Consider the following 20,398-nt stretch of genomic DNA (forward strand, 5'->3'; position numbering starts at 1 on the left):
TTAAGTCACTTTAAAGTCAATGGAATACCCTAATTAAAAATGTGTTAGCATAGTTCTGCTGATAATATCATCTTGAACACTCTTTTCCAATTCAACAAAGAATGCACTGTACCCTGCTACTCTAACAATCAAGTCACGATACTTCTCCGGATTCTTTTGTGCTGCAATCAATGTTTCATCATCAATATAAAGGAACTGCATCTCTCCATTGCCAAAGGCACAAGCACTACGAAGTAATGTAAGCATACCCTCTTCGCCTTCAGGTGTATCCAGTAGTCCCGCCATAATCTTAAAGTTGTGAACCATTCCTATGTTCATAGTGTCACAAGCCATCTTGGAAACAGATTTGATAATAGCAGTAGGTCCCTTGAAATCTGCACCTTGAGTCGGACTAATACCATCAGATAACGGTGTCCAAGCTGCACGCCCGTTAGCAGATGCACCAAGCATCTGACCAAAAGGTGTATTGTTTGAGATAGACAAAGTACCATGGCTTAGTACTGAATAAAGAGTCTTATACTTTCTATGTTCCCTCTCTGTGAAATTAATCAAATCGGAAGCAATCAAATCTGCATAATCATCATCATTACCGTACTTAGGAGCTTTCAGGCAATCGGTTTTCATTTGTTCATATCCCACAAATTCAGCCTTTAATCCTTCATTTAGTTGCTTCAAAGTATACTTCTTCTCATCGAATACTAGCTTCTTGATAGCAGCCATAGAGTCTGTATGAGTAGCCAGCCCAGACCATATAACACCAGGTCCAAAGTTATACATGGCTCCACCAGCAGAAACATCCTTGCCACTCTCCATGGTGCCCTCAAACATAATAGACATTAGAGGTTTTGGAGCAAGTTCTCTGTGTACACGTTGAGTAATAACAGTAGCAACACTTGACCACTTTGTAATATATTTAATTTGTTCCTTAACAGCATTGTCGAACTCTTCATAAGTTTTGAAATTATCCAAGTCTCCCATATCAGGACAAACCTGCTTCTTATACCATAGAGGAACACCGTGGTTTAGAACTAGTTCAATACATATTGGCCACTGGGTATAAGCAGTTGAAGTCCACTGATACAAACGACCTGATTTTTGAGGTTCAACACAACCCATAAGGCAATAGTCACGGGCATCTTCCATAGAAACACCTTTTGACAACATCATCTTAATATGTGCATCGTCAAAATGGCAAGCTGGGAATCCCATACCAGCACGAATAACATCAACAATTTTCTTCATATACTTCTTAGGTGACTTAGCATGAATACGTGTAGCTAGTGATGGTTGATAAATTTTAACATGGCGAACAGCATCCATTAGTAGGTAAGTTAAGTCATTTGTTGCATCAAGACCCTCACGAGTAACTCCACCAACACACATATTTACAAATGGCTGATACCCTGCAAAGAACTTAGAACCGCCTTCACTTGTAATCCACATCATTTCAGACATTTTAATAAGCATGCTACCAGATAATTCAAATGCTTCAAACTCACTCATACGACCCGCTTCTATATCTGCCTTGTAGAATGGATACATATATTGATCAACACGACCGATAGACATACCAGTTTGGTTCTCCTCAACTACAAGCAAGGATTCAATAGTCCAAACAGACTGAATTGCTTCCCAGTAAGTACGAGGCTTATGTGCAGGAACATGTGCATTTATTTCAGAAATCTTCATTAATTCTGCTTTACGCTTAGGGTTAGTTTCCTTTGCAGCTAGCTGAGCTGCATGATCAGATAAACGCTTAGCATAAATCATAACTCCTTCAGTAGTGTCAATAACAGATTTATAGTAATAAATTTTTTCAATATCATCAGGGTTTTCGTAATTCAGTTTTTCCAAATGATCTTTTGCTTCCTGCTGAATATCTAGCATTCCCTTCTTCATAAGAATCACATCATATCCAGGGTTTGAATCTCCACCACCATTTATTGCATGGTAAGAGCAATCTGAAACGTAAGATTCCCCAGATAGTTCCCAAAGACCTGCCTCACGGAACTGATCTTCACAGTATTCATCAATGGATTTCCCTTTCCAGAAAGGGAAAAGTTCTTCACGCATAAACTTTTTATCCTCATCAGAGATATAAAACGGATCTTGACCACGTGTACCAATGGTATCAATTTCATCTTCCATCCATCTCCATGCAATATCAGGAGAACAAGCTCCTGAACGAGGTGCGCCGCAAGGAGCTCCTACAATAAGTTCATCCTCTTGAATTAACAAAGGTGCTGTTTCACAAGAATATTTGAAACTTTTACCACGGAATATGCTTTTAGGCATACCAGGATTTTCCTTTGCAATCTTAGTAATTGCACGAGCACGATGAGTAGTGATAGTAGGCGTCCATTTTAAATAGCTTTCTTTCAGTCTTTTAAGACGTTGAGTAATTCCATCTGGAACTTTTCCATCATTCTCGTTAGATGCCACATAACTTACAGTATCCTCTTTTGTAATTTCCTTTGAAACCCCTTCAAACATCTTCATTAAAGATGCTCGTTCTTCTGCAGACATATTTTTAGTTGCTTCTGCAAATTTATTTGTAAATTCACGAATATCCATATTTTTACCCCTCATTCTTTCATAATTATTTCAGATTTTGCATCTGATCTTTTTTAGTGTTTACTGCTTATTTATCATTGTTCATATTCATCTAGACCGCTATTTAATCTCTTCAAGAGCTTTTTTCAAGATATGCTGCAACCTCTTTATATCCTCTGGGTTATACTCAAGCATCTTTCCCATGCTATCCACAGGAGTTTTCTCCTCTGCAGGCATTCCATCAATAATATCCTCTATATTCCGCACACCATATCCTACTTTGCGGATATAGATAAGATTCATTGGTGAAACATTATCGGAGGTCATACCTAGTCCCGCTGAGCCACTGCCCAGAGTCAAAGCAGGAATCAAATTAGTTGTAGCACCCATACTGCCAAGGGAAGCAGGTGTATTAACAAGTACCCTGCCCACAGGTTTTTTTAATGCAAACTGGCGAATCACATCTTGGTTTTTTGAATGTATAACAAGAGTGTGTCCATGCCTCTCGCTTAAGAGTAGCTCAATGCATTTTTCACAAGCATGCATCCAATCGTCTTCGATGTAATAAGCTAGTACCGGGCAAAGTTTTTCCTTCGAATAAGGATTAGTTTCAGAAACATATTTCTGCTGAGAAATTAAAAGTTTTACACTTTCCTGAACACAAAAACCTGCTCTCTTAGCCAAGTCCTGTGCCGATTTTCCCACCATTTCTGAATGCAAACTCCCATCGATGCTGTAAAAGAGAGAACCAAGTTTTTGCGCTTCTTCCTCTGTCATAAAATGCGCACCCTTACTTTGAAATTCACGTTTTACATCAGCTGCAATACAGCTATCTACAACAATAGATTGTTCCGCACCTGATACAATTCCGTTATCAAAGGTCTTACTAGCAATAATATCCTGCACCGCTTGTTTAATGTCAGCTGTGCGTTCAATAAATGCCGGTCCATTGCCCGTTCCTCCATAAATAACAGGTTTTGCAGACTCATAGGCTGCTTTAAGCATTCCAGGAACACCTGTATTCATAATAAGAGACGTTGCTTTATGATTCATTAACTGGATTGTCCCACTAGGCGTCACAGTATGTAAATACGCAAGAGCTCCTACAGGAAGTCCAAACCCTTCTGCTGCTCTAATCATAATATCAAGTGCCTTACAAATTGTTTTCTTCGCCCTAGGATGGGGAGAAAAAATAATTGCATTACCGGACTTGATTGCAATTAAAGTCTTGTAGATGGTTGTAGAAACCGGACTGGTTGCAGGACATAGTGCAATAATCACACCCATAGGTACACCTATATCCATGGTCTTGTTTTGAAGGTCCTCGTCAATAATACCTACGCAACGCATTCCGCGAAGTTTAACTAGCAAATACTCAGAGGCAAATCGATTCTTGATGTATTTATCCTGCCATTTGCCATAATCAGTTTCATCTCGGGACATCATGGCAAGCTCGCAGGCATACTTGCCGATTTCTTCCGCCATGCGTTCAACAATTTCATCCAATTTTTCCTGTGGAAAAGTTGCTAGCTGTTTTTGTGCTTCACTAGCATTTTCGGCAAGAATTCGAGCTTCTTGGATGGAGAGCAAATCATTGTCAATAATATTCATTTCTGACTCTCCTTTTCATTTTCATTAACCAACTATTGTATTTTTTGCATTTTCTGCATTGCTACCATATCAGCCAAACATTAAGGATTCAGTGTCTCAAGTGAATAAAGTGCAATTATTTTTTCAAGGTCTTGATGTGGGCTTGCAATAACAACTGAGCTATAAACTTCAGCACCCATATCTACTACAGCTTTTACGCCAGTATCCACAGCTGATTTACATGCCCCTACATCTCCACGAACTAGCACTGAAATATAGCCAGAAGCTACATTTTCAAAACCAATCAATTCAACATTTGCAGCTTTACACATTGCATCTGCAGCCTCTAAAACAAAAACTATACCAAATGTTTCTATCAAACCTAAAGCTCTGTAATTACTTGTCTGTGGTAGTTCCTTTGCATCGTTGTCGATGTCATATACTGAAACAATGTTTCCAATATCTTTAATCGGTCTTGGCATAACATTTTGTGCTGTTAATGTACCTATTGTTGCTGCTGCCTCAGCCCCTGCTTCTACAGATGCCTTAACTGCAGCAATATCACCCTTTACCATAATTGTAACAAGAGTGGATCCAATGTTTTCATATGCTACCAACTCAACATTTGCAGCCTTAAGCATTTTGTCTGCCGCCTCAATTGCAGGTACCATTCCTAATGTTTCAACAAGGCCTAATGCTTCTTCTCCATAATACCTCACTAAATATTCCCCCTTTTATATTATATTTTGTGGAATTTTTTAGACATATACTGTTAATGGTCTTGATTTTCTTACAATTTAACTTTACTAAGCAAGACAATTTGTATTTGTAACGTTTTCATCAACAATATATTACAGCCTAAAACTACGATTTCACTTTACGTTAATAATAACTGAATAAGACATTTTTTCATGGCATAAAGCGTGTTATTTTACCGCATTATATCCACCAGTTTTTTTAAAGTTTGCACTATCGTTACTTTCTTGCACTAATAGCATCCATTTTTATATATTAATCACTTCAGAAGGAGATTTAGCCTCGCACTTATATAAGTAATAGACTCTCCTTCTGAAATGTGGTTAAACTAATATATATACTAATTTAAATCATTAATCCTTAATGTAATTATTAATTGTAGCTGCACCTTCATCATTTGCATGATAGTAAATCCTTAAATTACCAGACTTGTCCATACCAAAACTTTTTTCTTCAATAAGACCATTCGCTTCGGCTGTCATTAAAGCTGAGATAATATCATTTTTATTAAAAGCTTTGAAGTTACCATATTCACCTTTTAAAGCTTCAATAACGTCGTCTGCACATGCTCCTTTAACTTTTGTAAAATGTTTTAAAATAGCATAATTAAGTGGTTTCATACAATTACGCCTCCTTTTTTTTAAATAAATCCATTGGATTCATTGCAATTATCAAAATACCAACCGCCATTAATACAGCGCAAAACCAAGATATAGGAGAAAGTGACCAACCTTCTATGCCGAAACCCACACCAAGTATTATCCAACAGCAGAAAGGTCCGAAGAAAGAGTAAGTACCGTTGGTTGCCATACCAAGCGCAACGCCTGTCATACTAGAGCCCTTATACCAAGTCATAAATGAAAGATAAGCAAAAAGACCACTAACAGCAAACCAAATCATAGCAGGACTGCTTGTAAATGCTTGACCAATAACCTGGAATGAAAGACCTGCATTACCTCCTATAATCGCTATGAGAGGAATAAATATAAATAAATTCGCAAGGCCTGATGTTGTCTGACGAATAGCAATACCAATCTCTGAATCTACCATTGCTGTACTATAACCAGCTATACAACCTTCAATACCCCAGCCAAGAGCAGCTATAATTGCAGCTATAATACCTATCCCTACACCTTTTTGTGCACCTCCAGTAATACTCGAGATACCAATCAAAGCACTTGCAGAAACACAAATACCAATACCTAACATCATACGTTTCGTTAATGGTTGTTTGTATAAAACTCTGCCTAAAATAGCGCCAATAGCTGGGCAAAGAGCAGAAATGGGAACAATAATTGAGCCAGCCGATGCAAGACCAATAACATAAGCTGAATTTGCAATAGGGCCTCCCATAAGTGCAGCTAACATAATCATGCGACCCGGTTTAGTATTAAGAGTTCTAAAGAAATCTCCAAGTTTGCCACGAATACCTGCCATACCCAATGCCCAAACTGCACTACAAGTATCATTTATTCCACAACCAAGTGCACCAAGCATATATACAAGAGCAAATGCAGATAAACCATTTTTATTTGCACCAAACCAATCGCTCCAAACCCCTTGTGTCATAGCATATGCCAAAAATGCTGAAAATAATCCATATGAAAATCCTGAGAATAAACCAATTGTGACTCCTTTTCTATAAAATCCTGATAATAACTTTTTTTTAGCTACGACTGCAGTCGTATTAGCTACTGCTTCTGACATAATATTACCTCCAATATTTTTGTTATTTTGCCAAAAGACCTCATTTTAATAAAGTCTTTCAGACCTTTACGTGTATTCTAGATCACCTATGATCAGATCCCTGAATGTGGTGTCCAATCTAAACGTCTATTAGTGTTACTCCAGTTAAAGCATCAAAAGGAATATTATTCGCACCCGCGATTACTGCTACCTCCCCCTTTTTTCTTTACATAGTAATTAAAAATTTCTTTAAAGCGTTTTCATTAACAATATATTGCGGCTTGGAAGTACTATTTCACTTTATGTTAATAATAACTGAACAAGACATCTTTCTATGGCATAAATTTATTTTTTTTACTGCATTATATCTGCCAGTTTTTCGAAACTTTTGTACTATAGTTACTTTCTTGCACTAATAGTATTTATTTTTATATTTAAATCGACATAATAATTTATTTTTTCTTATAATTCCATTTATTTATTCCAAACTTTTTTACTTTATAATCAATTTTCCAATCCAACCTTTTTATAACAAAAACAAACCCCCATGATTATAAAACTATAATCATGGGGGTTTATATTTAGTTATTATCCACCTCCAACTGGTGGAAAAAGCGCTATTAGCTCTCCTTCTAAAAGTGGCTTGTCAAATTGTCCATCTCGTCCATTAACAAGTAAAATTGCGACCTCTGATTTTTCTATTCCTAAAATTGCAATAATATCTCCTGGAGTTTTACCCTCCTCCAGTTCAAAAACTTGAATTTTCTCCCTACCATCTCTAAAGGTAGCAAACAATTTCACTGTAATTTTCACATTTTCACCTCCCAATCAGGTATTAAAGTATATTCATAATTTATTATATTTGCCTAGAATTTATAGAACTATAATCCCAATTCTTCTAATTTTTCCTTAGTTGGATTACCTTTTGCATCCCATCCCCGCTCTTTGTAATATTCTGGAAGAAGTTCTGCTAATTTGTGTACATTACCTTTAGATGGTCCATCTGGAATTGGATCTTCAAGTAATCTTTTGGGAAGTGTATCTTGAGATGCATCTATTCCAGCAGCTAAATTAAATTGTCTTTCAATGTTCCAAATCCTATCTCCTGATTGGAGTATGGATTCTGCAGTGTGCTCTGTTCCACATACTGCATTATACAAATCAGCATAATCTGGTGCTCCCATAGCAAAGGAAGTAAATAGACATAATCCAAGGGAATCTATTGATGCAGTTAAGTCTTGAAAAATCTTAACCCAAGTAGCTTTTCCCTCAAGTGCAAATCTGTCTAATTTTTGTGGTAGTCCTAATATTTCTGGTGATATCATATATCCTCTAACATGACAGCCACCCCTGTTTGATGTAGCAAATTCAAGTCCTTGTCCCATTATACCTCTTGGGTCATAAGCAGGAATTTCAAGTTTTTTAACTGTCATTGAAAGTTCTGGTACACCATAAGATTCGCATAATCTGTATGAACCTTCAGCCATTTTCGCTCCAAATCCTTCTGCTTTTCCTATTTTTATTGTCCAATCAAGCATTCCTTGTACATTACCAAATTCTAGTGGAGTTCCCTCAAGTTCTTCTTCTTTAATGTATCCCTTTTGATAAAGTTCCATTCCAGCTGCAATAGTTGCTCCTACTGAAATCGTATCTATACCATATTCATTGCACCAATAATTTGCCTTAAAGGTTGCAACTATATCAGATATTCCGCAATCTGAACCAAAAGACCATAATGTTTCATATTCTGGTCCTCCAACCTCTATGCCCATGTCCTCTATTTTCACATATCTTCCACAAGCTATGGGGCATCTGAAACAAGGATTTTTTCTTACTAAGTAATCCTTTGTCATTGTTTCGCCACTAAGATCATCAGCTTTTTCAAAATAAGACCCTTGGAAATTATTTACTGGATGTACACCATTTTCATTTAGTATATTTACAAGAACTGCAGTTCCGTATGTTGGAAGACCTGCGCCTGTAACACCATTTTCTTTTATGGTCTTCATCCAAACTTTTGAAACCTCTTTTAGCTTAGCTGGATCTGCTACTTCTGGTTTTGAGCTTCCTTTAACTGCAATAGCTTTCAGGTTTTTCGATCCCATAACAGCCCCAACACCAGACCGTGCTGCTGCTCTGTCATAATCATTCATTATGGCCGCCATTTTGGATAGTCTTTCTCCTCCAGGTCCAATAGCCATAACTTTTGATTTATCAGGCATTTCACTTTTTATTAAATCTGTAGTCTCTGTAACTAATTTTCCCCAAAGGCTACTAGCATCTTTTATTTCCACTTTATCATCTATAATAGTTAAGTAAACTGGTGCATCAGCCTTGTCTTCAAATATAATCATATCATAGCCTGCAGCTTTAAATTCAGCTCCCCAATAACCACCGGAATTGGAACAAGCAATTGTACCTGATTGTGGTGATTTTGTAACTACCATATATCTTCCACCAGTCGGAACTGGTGTTCCTGTTAATGGTCCTGTAACTATTATAAGTTTATTTTCAGGGCTTAATGGATCCACCATAGGATCTACTTCATCCATAAACATTTTTGTTCCAAGACCTCTACCACCAATAAATTTCTTAGCTAGCTCTAAATCAAGGGCCTCAACTTTAATAGTTCTTTTTTTCAAATTAATTCTTAATATTTTACCATTATAACCGTACATAAAAATCCCTCCTCAACACATTTTGTTCCACTTACTTAATATAAAGCAAGTTTGATGCCAAGATATAACAACATAAAGTTTGTTAAAAGTATCGATTCTACTGACTTTAAGCCACCTAAAAAACTAATTTTCAAAAAGGTTTGCGCAGTGTCCCAATTTAATACACTTTACTAGCTTTAGAATGTTTCATTTTAGAACAGTGTTCTATTTACGGACAGTCAATATTATATTTTTCAACTTTTCTATAAAGAGAACTTCTTGCAATATCTAATATTTTTGCAGCTAAGGTCATATTACCATTAACTTCTTTAATAACTTCAGTTATGTGGTGTTTTTCCATCTGTTCCAAGGTATTTCCAACATACAAATTTGTTGGTTTATTTTTCTTTTCAGTTACTTCATTATATAAATTCATCTGAATTACTTCTGAATTAACTATAAGTTCAATTACATTTTCTAATTCGCGTATATTTCCTGGCCAATCGTAGTATTTCAAATAGTTCATATATTCTTCTGAAATATCTACGCTATGTTTATTAAGTCTCTTAGAGGTTTTTCTCATATAATAATTAACCAGTTCTGTTATATCATCCCTACGTTCTCTTAGTGGGGGTAAGTGTAATGGAAGAACATCTAATCTATAATAAAGATCTTTTCTAAAATTTCCTCGCTGCATCTCATATTTCAGATCCTTATTTGTAGCTGCCATAATCCTTACATCGCTATTTATTTGTTTTGAACTACCTATTCTATTTATTACGCCTTCTTCAATTACTCTTAATAATCTAATCTGCATATCTGAGGGCATTTCTCCAATTTCATCTAGAAAAATTGTGCCACCCTCAGCAATTTCAAACTTTCCTACATTGCCACTTTTTTTTGCACCAGTAAATGCTCCACCTTCATAACCAAAAAGTTCAGATTCTATAAGGGTTCTTGGAATAGCACCACAGTTCACTGCTATAAAAGGTTCCGCGCTACGGTTGCTGTGATTATGAATAGCTTGGGCAAAAATTTCCTTGCCTGTTCCACTTTCACCAGTAATCAATATTGTAGATTTACTATCTGCTATCTTTTTTGCATAATCAATAATCTTTTGGAATTTTTCATTTTTCCCTATTATTTTATCGAAAGTATATATTGCTTGCCCGCTTAAGATTCTTCCTGCCAGCTTCCTACTCTTTTTTAGTTCACAAAATACAAAGGTTATTTCTTGAATTTTCATATCCAAGCCATAAATAGGGCATGCTGTTAAGGTGAATTGCAGTTTATTTACTGCTGTATTTACATATATATCCTCATCTATACAGGTTTCCTTTGACTTAAGACCCTCAACTATTTCATGAAAGCTAAAAATTAAATCAGTCACTTTCATATTTTTCATTTCTTCTTTACCATAACCAAACATACTAACAGCTTGCTTATTCATTGTTGTAATATTACCTAATAAATCACAAGTCAAAATCCCTAAGGGAATGGAATCAATAGTGGTTTCTAGACGTTTTTTTGAAATATCCAGCATTAACTTATACTTCTGATTTTCTGTGTGTAACTGCATTTTGTTACATCTATTCTGTGACACTTCAATATGTGCATCCATAAATACTATGCCTCCACTACAATATCGTCTCCGGCTTTGATATAGCCCTCTGTAAGAACTCTTGCAAATATGCCTTCTCTAGGCATTATACAATCACCAACTAGTTTCATAATTTCACAGCCTTTATGACATTCTTTTCCTATTTGTGTTACCTCTAAAACTACCTCTCCTATTTTAAGTTTAGTTCCCACAGGAAGCTCATACAAAACTATTCCCTCTGTAGTAAGATTTTCAGCAAACTTTCCTGAACATAAGCCCTCTACTCCAGTGGCTCTCATTTTATCAATGCTCTCTTCTCCAAGAAAGCTAACCTGCCTATGCCAATTACCAGCATGAGCATCCCCAACAATCCCATGATCGATTTTAAAAAACCCACTTTCTATAGGGTGCTTTATTACACCTTTTTTCTCACTTATATTTACAGCTGTAACCTTTGCCATTACAATCCCGTCCTTTCAAATATTCCTGATTTTCCGCCACTTTTTCGTAGGAGCATAATATTATTTATAACCATTCCCCTATCAATTGCCTTACACATATCATAAATAGTTAGCGCTGCAACAGATACCGCAGTTAGTGCTTCCATTTCAATTCCTGTTTTCCCTACAGTTTTAGTTGTAGCAGTTATTTCAATTTTATTATTTTCAAAGTCAATTTTAAAACTAATATCGCAGCCGGATATCATTATAGCATGGCACATCGGGATTATTTGCGAAGTGCTCTTAGCACCCATAATTCCGCCTACCTGAGCCACAGCTAGTACATCTCCCTTTGAAATAGACCCATCCCTTATTTTTTCAAGAGTTTCTCTTTTCATTGATATTGAACCAACTGCTATAGCCTCTCGGACAGTATCGCACTTTTCAGATACATCCACCATTTTTGCTCTTCCTTCTTCATTTATATGGGTAAGTTCCACTATTCATCCCTCCTTTTTTATTTAGCCCCCTATTTGGGACATCCCCTTAACACTTCTACTAGCACTTTCCTCTTTAAGATGATGTTCAAGTGGTTTATTAAAAATAGCAGATTTGAGTGCATTTGTAAGCATCTCTTCATTATTTACATATTTTCTAAGGTTTATCTCTTCCTCTGAATGAAGACAAGGTTTAATTGTTCCTGTGGAAGTAAGCCTTATTTTATTACAATCCGCACAAAATTTACAACTTACCGGACTAATAAAACCAATTTTTCCTTTTGCCCCAGTTAGCTTGTACAACTCCGCAGTGCTACTTTTCTCAGTTTCTATTTTAATTAGCTCTGGATGAAGTCCTAGCATCTCTACAAAGCTTAATTTTCTTTTTTCATACATCTTAATACCTTCGCCTATAGGCATAAGCTCTATAAACCTTATTTCTACTGGCAATTCACGAGTTAAGTTTAAAAAATCCTCGAACTCTACATCATTTATGCCTCTCATTAATACTGTATTTATTTTCACAGGTTTTATGCCAAGTGATAAACACTTATCTATACTTTCCATTACTTTATCTAAATTTCCTACCCTTGTTATGCTTTTATACTTTTCACTATTAAGGGTATCAAGGCTAATATTAACTCTTTTAAGTCCAGCCTTTTTTAAATCCCCTGCCATATCAGATAGTAAAATACCATTTGTAGTTATGGCAATGTCATCTATTCCAGGTAGTTTAGAAGTTTCATATATTAGTTTATCTATATCTTTCATAACTAGTGGTTCTCCACCAGTATATCTTATTTTATTAATACCTAGCGCCGTGGCTGCCTTTACAATTTTCAAAGTATCTTCAAATCGCAAAATGTCCTCATGTTTTAAACTCTTAATGCCCTCTTCTGGCATACAATATACACACCTTAAATTACATCTATCAGTTACTGATACCCTTAAATAATTTATGTTTCTTCCATAACTATCTTTCATAAAATCCTCTCCTAAACTTCAATTATTTCCCCTATTTCTGTGTAATCATAGCCGCCAAGTTTATGGAGTTCTTCTTTGAATTCATCAGTTTTAATTACTTTGATAAATTCCTTTATCATATCCATATCTAGAAATGAAAGTGGCACAGCAAAATCATATTCCTCATGTCCAAGTGTTATAAAATCAAGGCCCATAAGCTCCGCTGCGGAGTAAACTCCAAGTCCACAATCTGCATCTCCTGCAGCAACTACAGCTGCAACAGCAATATGAGTGAATTCCTCTCTTTCATAGCCAATTATATCTTTTGGGTTAATATTAAATTTCTTTAGGTTATAATCTAGAAATAATCTTGTACCTGAACCTCTTTGCCTATTAACAAATTTTCTTCCCTTGGTAGCTATATCTGTAAGGGATTTAATACCTAATGGATTGCCTTTAGGTACTATAATCCCTTGAATTCTTTTAACTCCTTTAATTAAAGCCATAGGTTTATCGCCTAAATACTTTTTAAGATAAGAAATATTATAACTACCATCCTCCATATCCAGTAAATGAATAGGTGCTATATGGGTTTCTGAGCCTTTTAATGCCATTATTCCTCCCATGCTTCCCACGTGAGCAGAAGAGAGAAAATACTTCTCGCTTTTTATATGAAAAAGATTAGACACTATATCTACTATTGGGTCATGACTTCCAATACATATAAGAGTATTTTTAATTTCTTCTCGGCTTCTTAAAAGCTTAACACTTACATCTGTTTTAGCTTCATATCCCTCTATGTTTTGTGGAATTTCAAGGACTCCATCTGCCCGAACTAAGGACATTGTTGTTCCAGCTCCCCGACCTATAGGTGTTGCAATATATTTTCCACAAACAAAGCCAATCTTAACTCTAACAAATTCTAAATATTTTAAAGTGGACATAGTACGCCTTGTAAGTGTAGCCTCTACAGTGCTTTGAACTTCATTATTTATTCCTTGATAGGTCTGGACTATATTTTTACAAATATTTTCCATTACGAAATAAGCAGATACAGGAAATCCTGGTATACCAATCACAGGCTTCCCTTCTATACTTCCAAGAATAACTGGTTTACCTGGTTTTATAGCTACTCCATGTACATAAACCTGGCCCAGTTCCTCAATTACCTTACAAGTAAAATCCTCCCTACCAGCTGAAGAGCCAGCACTTATAAGTACAATATCACATTTCTCTACTGCACTTTTTACAGTCTCTTTAATTAGCAGGTAATCATCTTTTACTATATCAAATCTTAGAGGTATTCCTCCCCACTGCTGAACCTGCGCAGAAAACACCCTTGAGTTAAATTCAATTATGTCTCCAACCACAACTTCTCCTCCTGGTTCTACCATCTCAGTTCCCGTTGGAATTATTCCAACCACTGGTCTTTTATACACAGGAATCTCATTTACCCCCCCAGCTATAATAGAGGCTATATCCACGGGCCTAATTAAATGCTTTGCTGGAAGAATAAGCTGTGTTTGCACAATATCTTCTCCAATAGTTCTAATGTTCTGCCAAGGTGTGGCACTTTTATAAATAGCTACTTTACCCTTTTCTAAATTTATTAAATCCTCTACCATAATTACAGAGTCATATTCTTTAGGTATTGGGTCTCCAGTATCTACTACTAAATAATCCACACCTTCCTGTAGTTCAATATGTTTCCTATCTGTTGCTCCATAAGTTTTTGTACTTATAGTCGCAATGCCGTCCATAGCTGAACTATTATAAAAAGGAGAAGATATTTTCGCAAAAATGGGTAAGTAAGAAACTCTTCCTGAGCAGTCCCAAGTAACCACATTTTCCACTTCACTTTTTATAGGAATTAACTTATTATAATACAAATTAATTGCCTCATTTAAATCCATATTTGATAGAAAAACTTCTTGAGCCAATACTCTCATCCCCTTTATCCCTATAGTTAATCATCTTATTTTATAATCTGTAAACTTCAACTATTTGGCCTTCCTTTAACCCTTCTTCATTCTTTTCTATGACAATATAACCCCAAGCCTTGGAGAATACGGATATTAATCCAGATTTACCAAATACAGGCTTTGCAACAACCACATTTTCTATTGTTTCAATCTCCACAGGTAGATATTCTTCTCGGCCTTTGGCTTTGTGGTAATTTATACTCATCCTTGCATTTGTTCCGTAGATATTTTCACTTTGAGAGGTTAATTTATTTAAATAAGATTTAACAAGTACCTTATATATGATAGAGCATGCAAGGGGGTGTCCTGGCAGTCCAAATATTATTTTTTCACTATGCTTTCCTATTATGGTTGGTTTCCCAGGCTTTACCGCTATCCCATGTACTAAAACCTCCCCATCATTGTAAGAAGATATAACTTTTAAGGTCTGGTCCTTCTTGCCAACGGAACTTCCTCCTGAAATTAGTACCATATCACATTCATTAAAAGCCTTGTCAACTGTATTCTTTAAATCATCATAATCATCTTTAATAATTCCATAACTTACCGGCTGCATCCCATCCTCAAGAAGTAAGGACCAAATCAGATGTGTGTTTATATCTCTTACCTGACCTATTATTGGTTTTACTTCGCAAGGCACCACTTCATCCCCAGTGGAAATAATAGCAACCCTAGGTCTTTTGTAAACTAAAATCTCAGAAATCCCTATACTTGCAAGAACACCTATTTCATAGGGTCTTAGCTTGTCTCCTCTTTTTATGACCACATCCTGTGTGTTTATATCTTCACCAACCTGTATTACATTATCGCCCATAGCCACAGGTGAATAAAGGAGTATTGTCTTCTCATCCATTACATGACTATACTCAATCATTACAACACTATCTGCAGACCCTGGAAGCATTCCTCCTGTAGGTACATACATACATTCACCCCAAGCTATATCTGCAGGTGGAGCTGTTCCCATTAAAACCTCTCCCTTTAATACAAGCATAGAAGGCATTGATTCACTAGCCCCATACACATCTCTTGAGCACACTGCATATCCATCCACTGTTGACCTTTTAAATTCTGGTATATTACATTCTGCTTTTATATCTTCAAAACAAATTCTAGAAGCACTTTGTAAAATATTAACGTTTTCACAGCCAATCTCATAATTAAATGATCTATCTATTACTGTTTTAGCTTCCTTTACAGACACCACATTAAAAAGTTCCATTGTCATTCCCCCAAACGCTTTAGTTCAGTATTTTTTTAAAATCTAATTAAGTTGTAGCGCATTCACTTTCTTCTCCTGTGAGTATTGCAATTCCATGTGGAATTGCAGGCAATACAAATCCAAGGTTTTCCATGGCAGCTTTTGGGCTACCGGGAAGATTTATAATTAAGGTTTTTCCACGAATTCCTGCAATGCTTCTTGAAAGCATAGCTTTGGGAGTAATAGCAAGTGATTTCATTCTCATTGCTTCACCAATACCAGGTACATATTTCTCAATCACATTTTGAGTTGCCTCTGGAGTAACATCTCTCTTTGAAAATCCTGTTCCTCCATTAGTTAAAATTAAATCTACCTTAAGCTCATCACATAAATAAATAAGTTCGCTTTCTATTTCTCGAATTTCATCAGGAATCATTTTATAGTAGCTTATAATAAATCCCTTACCTTCTAATTCACTTCTAAGTGCAGGACCTGTTCCATCAATTCTTTCTCCTCGAAAGCCCTTATCACTCATAGTTAATATTGCAGTTTTTATCATTTTCATCACTCCTTAATATCTTTCTTAATAATTTGTGCTCTGGAAACTTAAGAACCTTGGTTTTTTCTCCTTGTTCAATAATTCTTCCTTTATCTAAAAAAATAACAAAATCTGCAACTCGAAAGGCTTGCAATAAGTCGTGGGTGACTAAAATAACACTTCGATTGCCTTTTGCCATAGTCTTTATGAGTTTTTCTGCGCTTAGCGTACTTTCAATATCCATACTGGCAGTAGGCTCATCAAGAAAAGTCATCTGTGTTTCCAATATAGCCGTTCTAAGTAGTGCCACCTTAGCCTGTTCACCACCTGATAGCCGTCTAGCATTCTTATTTAGCAAGTCTTCTATGTTAAAGAAGGGAAGATACCTCTTTATTCTATCCTGGATTATCCCTTCACTAAGTTTTCTGAACTTTAATCCTATTATTAAATTTTCAATTACAGAAGAATTAAATAAGTATGGGCTTTGAAGCATAACTGATATATCTTTTTTCACAAATTCAGAGTATCTAATATTATCATATAGTAGGGTTCCCCTTGTAAATGCTTCAAGTCCTGAAACACATTGCAGCAGAGTACTCTTCCCGCTACCATTTAATCCCATCAGCGCATAAACATAGCCCTCTTTAAAATTTAACTCTTCTATAGAGAGTACTTCTTTTCCACTGTACTCTTTACTTAGGTCTAACACTTTAATATTCATACAATATCACCTATTTTCCATCTATCTTGCTAAGGCCGTGTAAAATAAAGTTAACCATAAAAGCGACTAAGAGTAATATAACTCCAATTGTTATGGCTTTATTAAAATTACCCTGACCTGTTTCCAGTGCTATATATGTAGTCATTACCCTTGTCTCACCTTTTATATTTCCTCCTACCATCATCACTGCTCCGACTTCCGAAATTGCACGTCCAAAACCAGCCGCAGCCACAGATAAAAGTTGAACTTTACACTCTTTTATAATTAAAATTAAAGTATCTCTTTTTCCCGCACCTAGAGCAATACAATTCTTTTTAATTATTCTTCCACGGTTTCCTATTGCTGAAACCGTAAGCCCAAATACTATAGGAAATACCAGAAGGCTCTGAGCTATAATCATTGCAGTGGGAGTAAATAATAATCCAAGTTCCCCTAGAGGTCCCTTCCTTGAAAGTATCAGATAAACAACTAGTCCCATTAGAACTGGCGGAACACTCATAAGTGTTTCGGCGAGTCTTACAATATATTTTTTCAACCTAAAATCTTTTAGTGCAATAGGTATTGCCAGTATCATACCTAGAAGTGAAGCTATTATTGTTGATGTAACTGAAATAAACAAGGATAAAAAAACTACTCCAAAAACTTCTCCATAAAAACTCATTTAATCACCTATTTTTTTGCATTAGTTCTAATTGCATTAGGTATAAATAAAGCCTGACCATATTTATCCTTACCATATTCGCCTATTAATTTTTGCCCTTTACTAGAAATCATCCATTCAATAAATTCATTTGCTTCCTCAGTTTTAATTTTGTTCTTTTTTGAGTCTAATCTTATAAATGCGTACTGATTTAAAAACTGACTTCCCTTTTCGGTAACAATTTTAAGTTCTAGCTTATCCTTCATAGATAAATATGTAGCCCTATCTGTTAATGTATAAGCTTTTTTCTCGTCTGCCATCTGAATTACTGCTCCCATTCCTTTTCCTGCTGATACATACCAAGATCCAGTAGGTTTTATCCCTGCTGATTTCCATATACTAAGTTCCTTTGTATTAGTACCTGACTTGTCGCCTCTTGATATAAATGTAGCCTTACTGCTACTAATTAGCTTAAAAGATTGGACTGCGTCACTTGGTGTTTTCTCCACAAGTTTTGCAGGGTCATCTTTTGGTCCCACTATTATAAAGTCATTATACATAACCTCAAGTCTTTCTGTTCCATATCCATCTTTAACAAACTGAAGTTCCTGCGCCTTTGCATGTACAAGTAGTCCATCCGCATCTCCACGCTTTGCAACCTCTAGTGCTTCTCCTGTTCCTTTAGCCAGCACCTTAACTTTAATCCCTGTATCTTTCTCAAATAATGGCAGCAAATAATCTAGAAGCCCCGAGTCCTGCGTGCTTGTTGTTGTTGCAAGTACCATAGACCTCTCCTTACTCGAACATGCAGTTATAGTAAAAACTATAACAATGCAAAGTGATATTACTAATAACCCATTGAAACCAGCTTTACTTCTTAATTTTGACATAAAAAAAACTCCTCTCATATTTAAACATATAAAAAGGAATGACAATTAAGCATCCCCCTTTTCAAACGGAAGGCTAAATCGTTTCCAATTTAACCCTAGCGGTCATAATTCCATAGCACACCTTAGGACATATGACTCGGAGAATAAATGATATAAATGAACAATTACTAATTCATAATAATAAAAATCAGTAAGACTTACTCCTATAAACAATATACCACAAACTCCTAGGAATAAAAAGTTTCCATGAGAAAAATGCCCTTATTAGAGAAGTGGCACCCACGTGGCAAGTGGCAAGTTAATAAGGCAAGTGCCTCCCACATGGCAAGTGGTAAAGTTAATAAATGACATATTGACTAGCGACATAGTTCATTTACCTATAATGAATCAGGATAACTTGGGAATGCTATTTATAAAAAAAAGAACTCCATTATCGGAATTCTTTTTTGACCTTGTCATATGATTTTATTAGCCTCTTCTACTAATTTTATTCCTTCAGAATCTATGTGTATTTTATCCTCACAAACCTTCTTTACATTATTATTATATTTGATGCTATGACTTCCACCTTTTAAAAAGGCTTCTTTTTCTTCATATTTTATAAATCCTAACCTTTTTAGTTTTCCTAAATAAAAAGCAAATTCTTGTTTCTTGTCATTTGGGTCTTTCTCTTCTAATTTATAATTTTGAATTTCAAATGGCATTCCTGGCAACATATCAGCATCATAAATATCAATTATTATCTGATTTTCTAGTTTACTTAATTCCATATGATAGTCTCCCTTTATAATATAATATAGTGTATAATATGTATATTCTATACATATTTGTAAATTCCTTTTAATTTTGTACACTTTATTTGTTTATATTTATATTATAAGGTAATATTAGAAATTCAGTTGTTATTTTTCTTTTCATAGTTTGGAACACTGGATTGAATTTGAAATTCGAAATTTTATGTCTATACTATTATTCTATTAAAATAGGTGCCACATGAGTGGCACCTTGTAATGTTGTTACTTTTCAGTTTTTAAATTTCGCACATACATTCTAAAAACAAGCTCTTCTAAGAAGTTAAACAAACTTGTGGTTATTAAATATATACCCACTGCAATTGGAGCTGCTTTAGCAACAAATAAACCAACTACTGCCATTACTATAATATTACTTTTACTAATTGTAGCCTGGCCTTCAATTTTTAATAAAGTTACATATGAAAGCAAGCTTGGAGTTAATGATACAATTACATATATTAGTGGAACAATAAAATAACTGTCAGATACCTTAATACTAGACACCCAAGGTATAAGATATGTTCCCACATCTACAGGAATTTTATTAAATACACTCCACATAGTCATTAATATAGGCAATTGGAGCAACGTTACTAAGCAACCCATCATACTTTTTGCACTTTCAGTAGATTGTTTTTTAACTGCTTCTTCAAGTTTTTCTTTATTATCTTTATATTTTTCCTTAATTTCTTTCATTCTTATAGCGAACCTTTGTTGCTGTTGCATAGATTTCTTTTGTTTAAAAGACATTGGTGAAAGTACTAATCTCACCACTACTGTAAGTAAAACTATTGCTAGTCCCCAATCCCCAGTAAAATTAAAAATTGAATTTAATAAACCGCTTAAAAAATTAAAAATGATGTTCATTTTTATCCTCCTTAGAATAATTT

General features: G+C 35.3%; 19 protein-coding genes, 1 pseudogene and 1 riboswitch. All 20 genes and pseudogenes read right to left on the bottom strand.

Features of this window, described 5'->3' with window-relative positions:
• Nucleotides 1–33: 33 nt before the first annotated feature.
• The 20 genes and pseudogenes from cutC to yidC all read right to left on the bottom strand — a co-directional run bounded on the left by cutC (nt 34) and on the right by yidC (nt 20,375).
• Nucleotides 34–2,574 carry a choline trimethylamine-lyase gene (gene cutC / locus ACREV6_RS13920; protein ID WP_431578641.1) on the bottom strand — a complete coding sequence of 847 codons (2,541 nt, stop codon included), beginning with the start codon at nt 2,572–2,574 and terminating at the stop codon, nt 34–36.
• A 99-nt stretch (nt 2,575–2,673) separates the two neighbouring features.
• Nucleotides 2,674–4,164 (bottom strand): aldehyde dehydrogenase family protein, encoded by a 1,491-nt coding sequence (locus ACREV6_RS13925; RefSeq protein WP_431578642.1) that lies wholly within the window; start codon nt 4,162–4,164, stop codon nt 2,674–2,676.
• Between the two features lie 80 nt (nt 4,165–4,244).
• Nucleotides 4,245–4,577, bottom strand: a complete 333-nt coding sequence (locus tag ACREV6_RS13930; RefSeq protein ID WP_431578702.1) for a BMC domain-containing protein — start codon at nt 4,575–4,577, stop codon at nt 4,245–4,247.
• Nucleotides 4,569–4,862, bottom strand: a pseudogene (locus ACREV6_RS13935) (BMC domain-containing protein); the annotation flags it as partial. The gene ACREV6_RS13930 and the pseudogene ACREV6_RS13935, both read right to left, overlap by 9 nt.
• A 390-nt stretch (nt 4,863–5,252) precedes the next feature.
• A complete protein-coding gene (locus ACREV6_RS13940; RefSeq protein ID WP_431578643.1) occupies nt 5,253–5,519 on the bottom strand; it encodes a hypothetical protein in 267 nt (88 codons plus the stop codon).
• A gap of 4 nt (nt 5,520–5,523) precedes the next feature.
• Entirely contained in the window at nt 5,524–6,606 is a 1,083-nt protein-coding gene (locus ACREV6_RS13945) for a DMT family transporter (protein ID WP_431578644.1), read from the bottom strand.
• 567 nt (nt 6,607–7,173) lie between these two features.
• Nucleotides 7,174–7,398 carry a MoaD/ThiS family protein gene (locus ACREV6_RS13950; protein WP_431578645.1) on the bottom strand — a complete coding sequence of 75 codons (225 nt, stop codon included), beginning with the start codon at nt 7,396–7,398 and terminating at the stop codon, nt 7,174–7,176.
• A 68-nt stretch (nt 7,399–7,466) separates the two neighbouring features.
• Entirely contained in the window at nt 7,467–9,263 is a 1,797-nt protein-coding gene (locus ACREV6_RS13955; RefSeq protein WP_431578646.1) for an aldehyde ferredoxin oxidoreductase family protein, read from the bottom strand.
• A gap of 208 nt (nt 9,264–9,471) precedes the next feature.
• Nucleotides 9,472–10,863 carry a sigma-54 interaction domain-containing protein gene (locus tag ACREV6_RS13960; protein WP_431578647.1) on the bottom strand — a complete coding sequence of 464 codons (1,392 nt, stop codon included), beginning with the start codon at nt 10,861–10,863 and terminating at the stop codon, nt 9,472–9,474.
• 5 nt (nt 10,864–10,868) lie between these two features.
• Nucleotides 10,869–11,303 carry an MOSC domain-containing protein gene (locus ACREV6_RS13965; RefSeq protein ID WP_431578648.1) on the bottom strand — a complete coding sequence of 145 codons (435 nt, stop codon included), beginning with the start codon at nt 11,301–11,303 and terminating at the stop codon, nt 10,869–10,871.
• Nucleotides 11,303–11,782 carry a cyclic pyranopterin monophosphate synthase MoaC gene (gene moaC, locus ACREV6_RS13970; RefSeq protein ID WP_431578649.1) on the bottom strand — a complete coding sequence of 160 codons (480 nt, stop codon included), beginning with the start codon at nt 11,780–11,782 and terminating at the stop codon, nt 11,303–11,305. The genes ACREV6_RS13965 and moaC overlap by 1 nt, the downstream gene beginning before the upstream one ends.
• Before the next feature lie 21 nt (nt 11,783–11,803).
• Nucleotides 11,804–12,763, bottom strand: a complete 960-nt coding sequence (gene moaA, locus ACREV6_RS13975) for a GTP 3',8-cyclase MoaA (protein ID WP_431578650.1) — start codon at nt 12,761–12,763, stop codon at nt 11,804–11,806.
• Nucleotides 12,764–12,774: 11 nt separating this feature from the next.
• A complete protein-coding gene (locus tag ACREV6_RS13980) occupies nt 12,775–14,682 on the bottom strand; it encodes a molybdopterin biosynthesis protein (RefSeq protein WP_431578651.1) in 1,908 nt (635 codons plus the stop codon).
• A gap of 40 nt (nt 14,683–14,722) precedes the next feature.
• Nucleotides 14,723–15,946: a molybdopterin molybdotransferase MoeA gene (locus ACREV6_RS13985; protein ID WP_431578652.1), complete on the bottom strand. Its 1,224-nt coding sequence runs from the start codon at nt 15,944–15,946 to the stop codon at nt 14,723–14,725.
• Between the two features lie 46 nt (nt 15,947–15,992).
• Complete coding sequence (locus ACREV6_RS13990) at nt 15,993–16,484, bottom strand: MogA/MoaB family molybdenum cofactor biosynthesis protein (protein WP_431578653.1); 492 nt, start codon at nt 16,482–16,484, stop codon at nt 15,993–15,995.
• Complete coding sequence (locus tag ACREV6_RS13995) at nt 16,453–17,184, bottom strand: ATP-binding cassette domain-containing protein (RefSeq protein ID WP_431578654.1); 732 nt, start codon at nt 17,182–17,184, stop codon at nt 16,453–16,455. Before ACREV6_RS13995 ends, ACREV6_RS13990 begins: the two co-directional genes overlap by 32 nt.
• Before the next feature lie 10 nt (nt 17,185–17,194).
• Nucleotides 17,195–17,845: an ABC transporter permease gene (locus ACREV6_RS14000; protein ID WP_431578655.1), complete on the bottom strand. Its 651-nt coding sequence runs from the start codon at nt 17,843–17,845 to the stop codon at nt 17,195–17,197.
• Between the two features lie 8 nt (nt 17,846–17,853).
• Nucleotides 17,854–18,714 (bottom strand): ABC transporter substrate-binding protein, encoded by an 861-nt coding sequence (locus tag ACREV6_RS14005; protein ID WP_431578656.1) that lies wholly within the window; start codon nt 18,712–18,714, stop codon nt 17,854–17,856.
• A gap of 38 nt (nt 18,715–18,752) precedes the next feature.
• A riboswitch (molybdenum cofactor riboswitch) is annotated at nt 18,753–18,868 on the bottom strand.
• A 301-nt stretch (nt 18,869–19,169) separates the two neighbouring features.
• Nucleotides 19,170–19,484, bottom strand: a complete 315-nt coding sequence (locus ACREV6_RS14010; protein WP_431578657.1) for a hypothetical protein — start codon at nt 19,482–19,484, stop codon at nt 19,170–19,172.
• Nucleotides 19,485–19,730: 246 nt separating this feature from the next.
• Entirely contained in the window at nt 19,731–20,375 is a 645-nt protein-coding gene (yidC, locus tag ACREV6_RS14015) for a membrane protein insertase YidC (RefSeq protein ID WP_431578658.1), read from the bottom strand.
• Nucleotides 20,376–20,398: the final 23 nt, after the last annotated feature.

The sequence above is a fragment of the Clostridium sp. genome (assembly GCF_050717515.1).
GTDB lineage: Bacteria > Bacillota > Clostridia > Clostridiales > Clostridiaceae > Clostridium_AD.

What these genes read in the sequence shown, in the direction of transcription:
- ACREV6_RS13955 (WP_431578646.1), bottom strand. Translation starts at nt 9,263, where the DNA reads ATGTACGGTTATAATGGTAAAATATTAAGAATTAATTTGAAAAAAAGA.
- moaA (WP_431578650.1), bottom strand. Translation starts at nt 12,763, where the DNA reads ATGAAAGATAGTTATGGAAGAAACATAAATTATTTAAGGGTATCAGTA.
- yidC (WP_431578658.1), bottom strand. Translation starts at nt 20,375, where the DNA reads ATGAACATCATTTTTAATTTTTTAAGCGGTTTATTAAATTCAATTTTT.
- ACREV6_RS13995 (WP_431578654.1), bottom strand. Translation starts at nt 17,184, where the DNA reads ATGAATATTAAAGTGTTAGACCTAAGTAAAGAGTACAGTGGAAAAGAA.
- ACREV6_RS14005 (WP_431578656.1), bottom strand. Translation starts at nt 18,714, where the DNA reads ATGTCAAAATTAAGAAGTAAAGCTGGTTTCAATGGGTTATTAGTAATA.
- ACREV6_RS14010 (WP_431578657.1), bottom strand. Translation starts at nt 19,484, where the DNA reads ATGGAATTAAGTAAACTAGAAAATCAGATAATAATTGATATTTATGAT.
- ACREV6_RS13925 (WP_431578642.1), bottom strand. Translation starts at nt 4,164, where the DNA reads ATGAATATTATTGACAATGATTTGCTCTCCATCCAAGAAGCTCGAATT.
- cutC (WP_431578641.1), bottom strand. Translation starts at nt 2,574, where the DNA reads ATGGATATTCGTGAATTTACAAATAAATTTGCAGAAGCAACTAAAAAT.
- ACREV6_RS13965 (WP_431578648.1), bottom strand. Translation starts at nt 11,303, where the DNA reads ATGGCAAAGGTTACAGCTGTAAATATAAGTGAGAAAAAAGGTGTAATA.
- ACREV6_RS13990 (WP_431578653.1), bottom strand. Translation starts at nt 16,484, where the DNA reads ATGATAAAAACTGCAATATTAACTATGAGTGATAAGGGCTTTCGAGGA.
- ACREV6_RS13945 (WP_431578644.1), bottom strand. Translation starts at nt 6,606, where the DNA reads ATGTCAGAAGCAGTAGCTAATACGACTGCAGTCGTAGCTAAAAAAAAG.
- ACREV6_RS13960 (WP_431578647.1), bottom strand. Translation starts at nt 10,863, where the DNA reads ATGGATGCACATATTGAAGTGTCACAGAATAGATGTAACAAAATGCAG.
- ACREV6_RS14000 (WP_431578655.1), bottom strand. Translation starts at nt 17,845, where the DNA reads ATGAGTTTTTATGGAGAAGTTTTTGGAGTAGTTTTTTTATCCTTGTTT.
- ACREV6_RS13985 (WP_431578652.1), bottom strand. Translation starts at nt 15,946, where the DNA reads ATGGAACTTTTTAATGTGGTGTCTGTAAAGGAAGCTAAAACAGTAATA.
- ACREV6_RS13940 (WP_431578643.1), bottom strand. Translation starts at nt 5,519, where the DNA reads ATGAAACCACTTAATTATGCTATTTTAAAACATTTTACAAAAGTTAAA.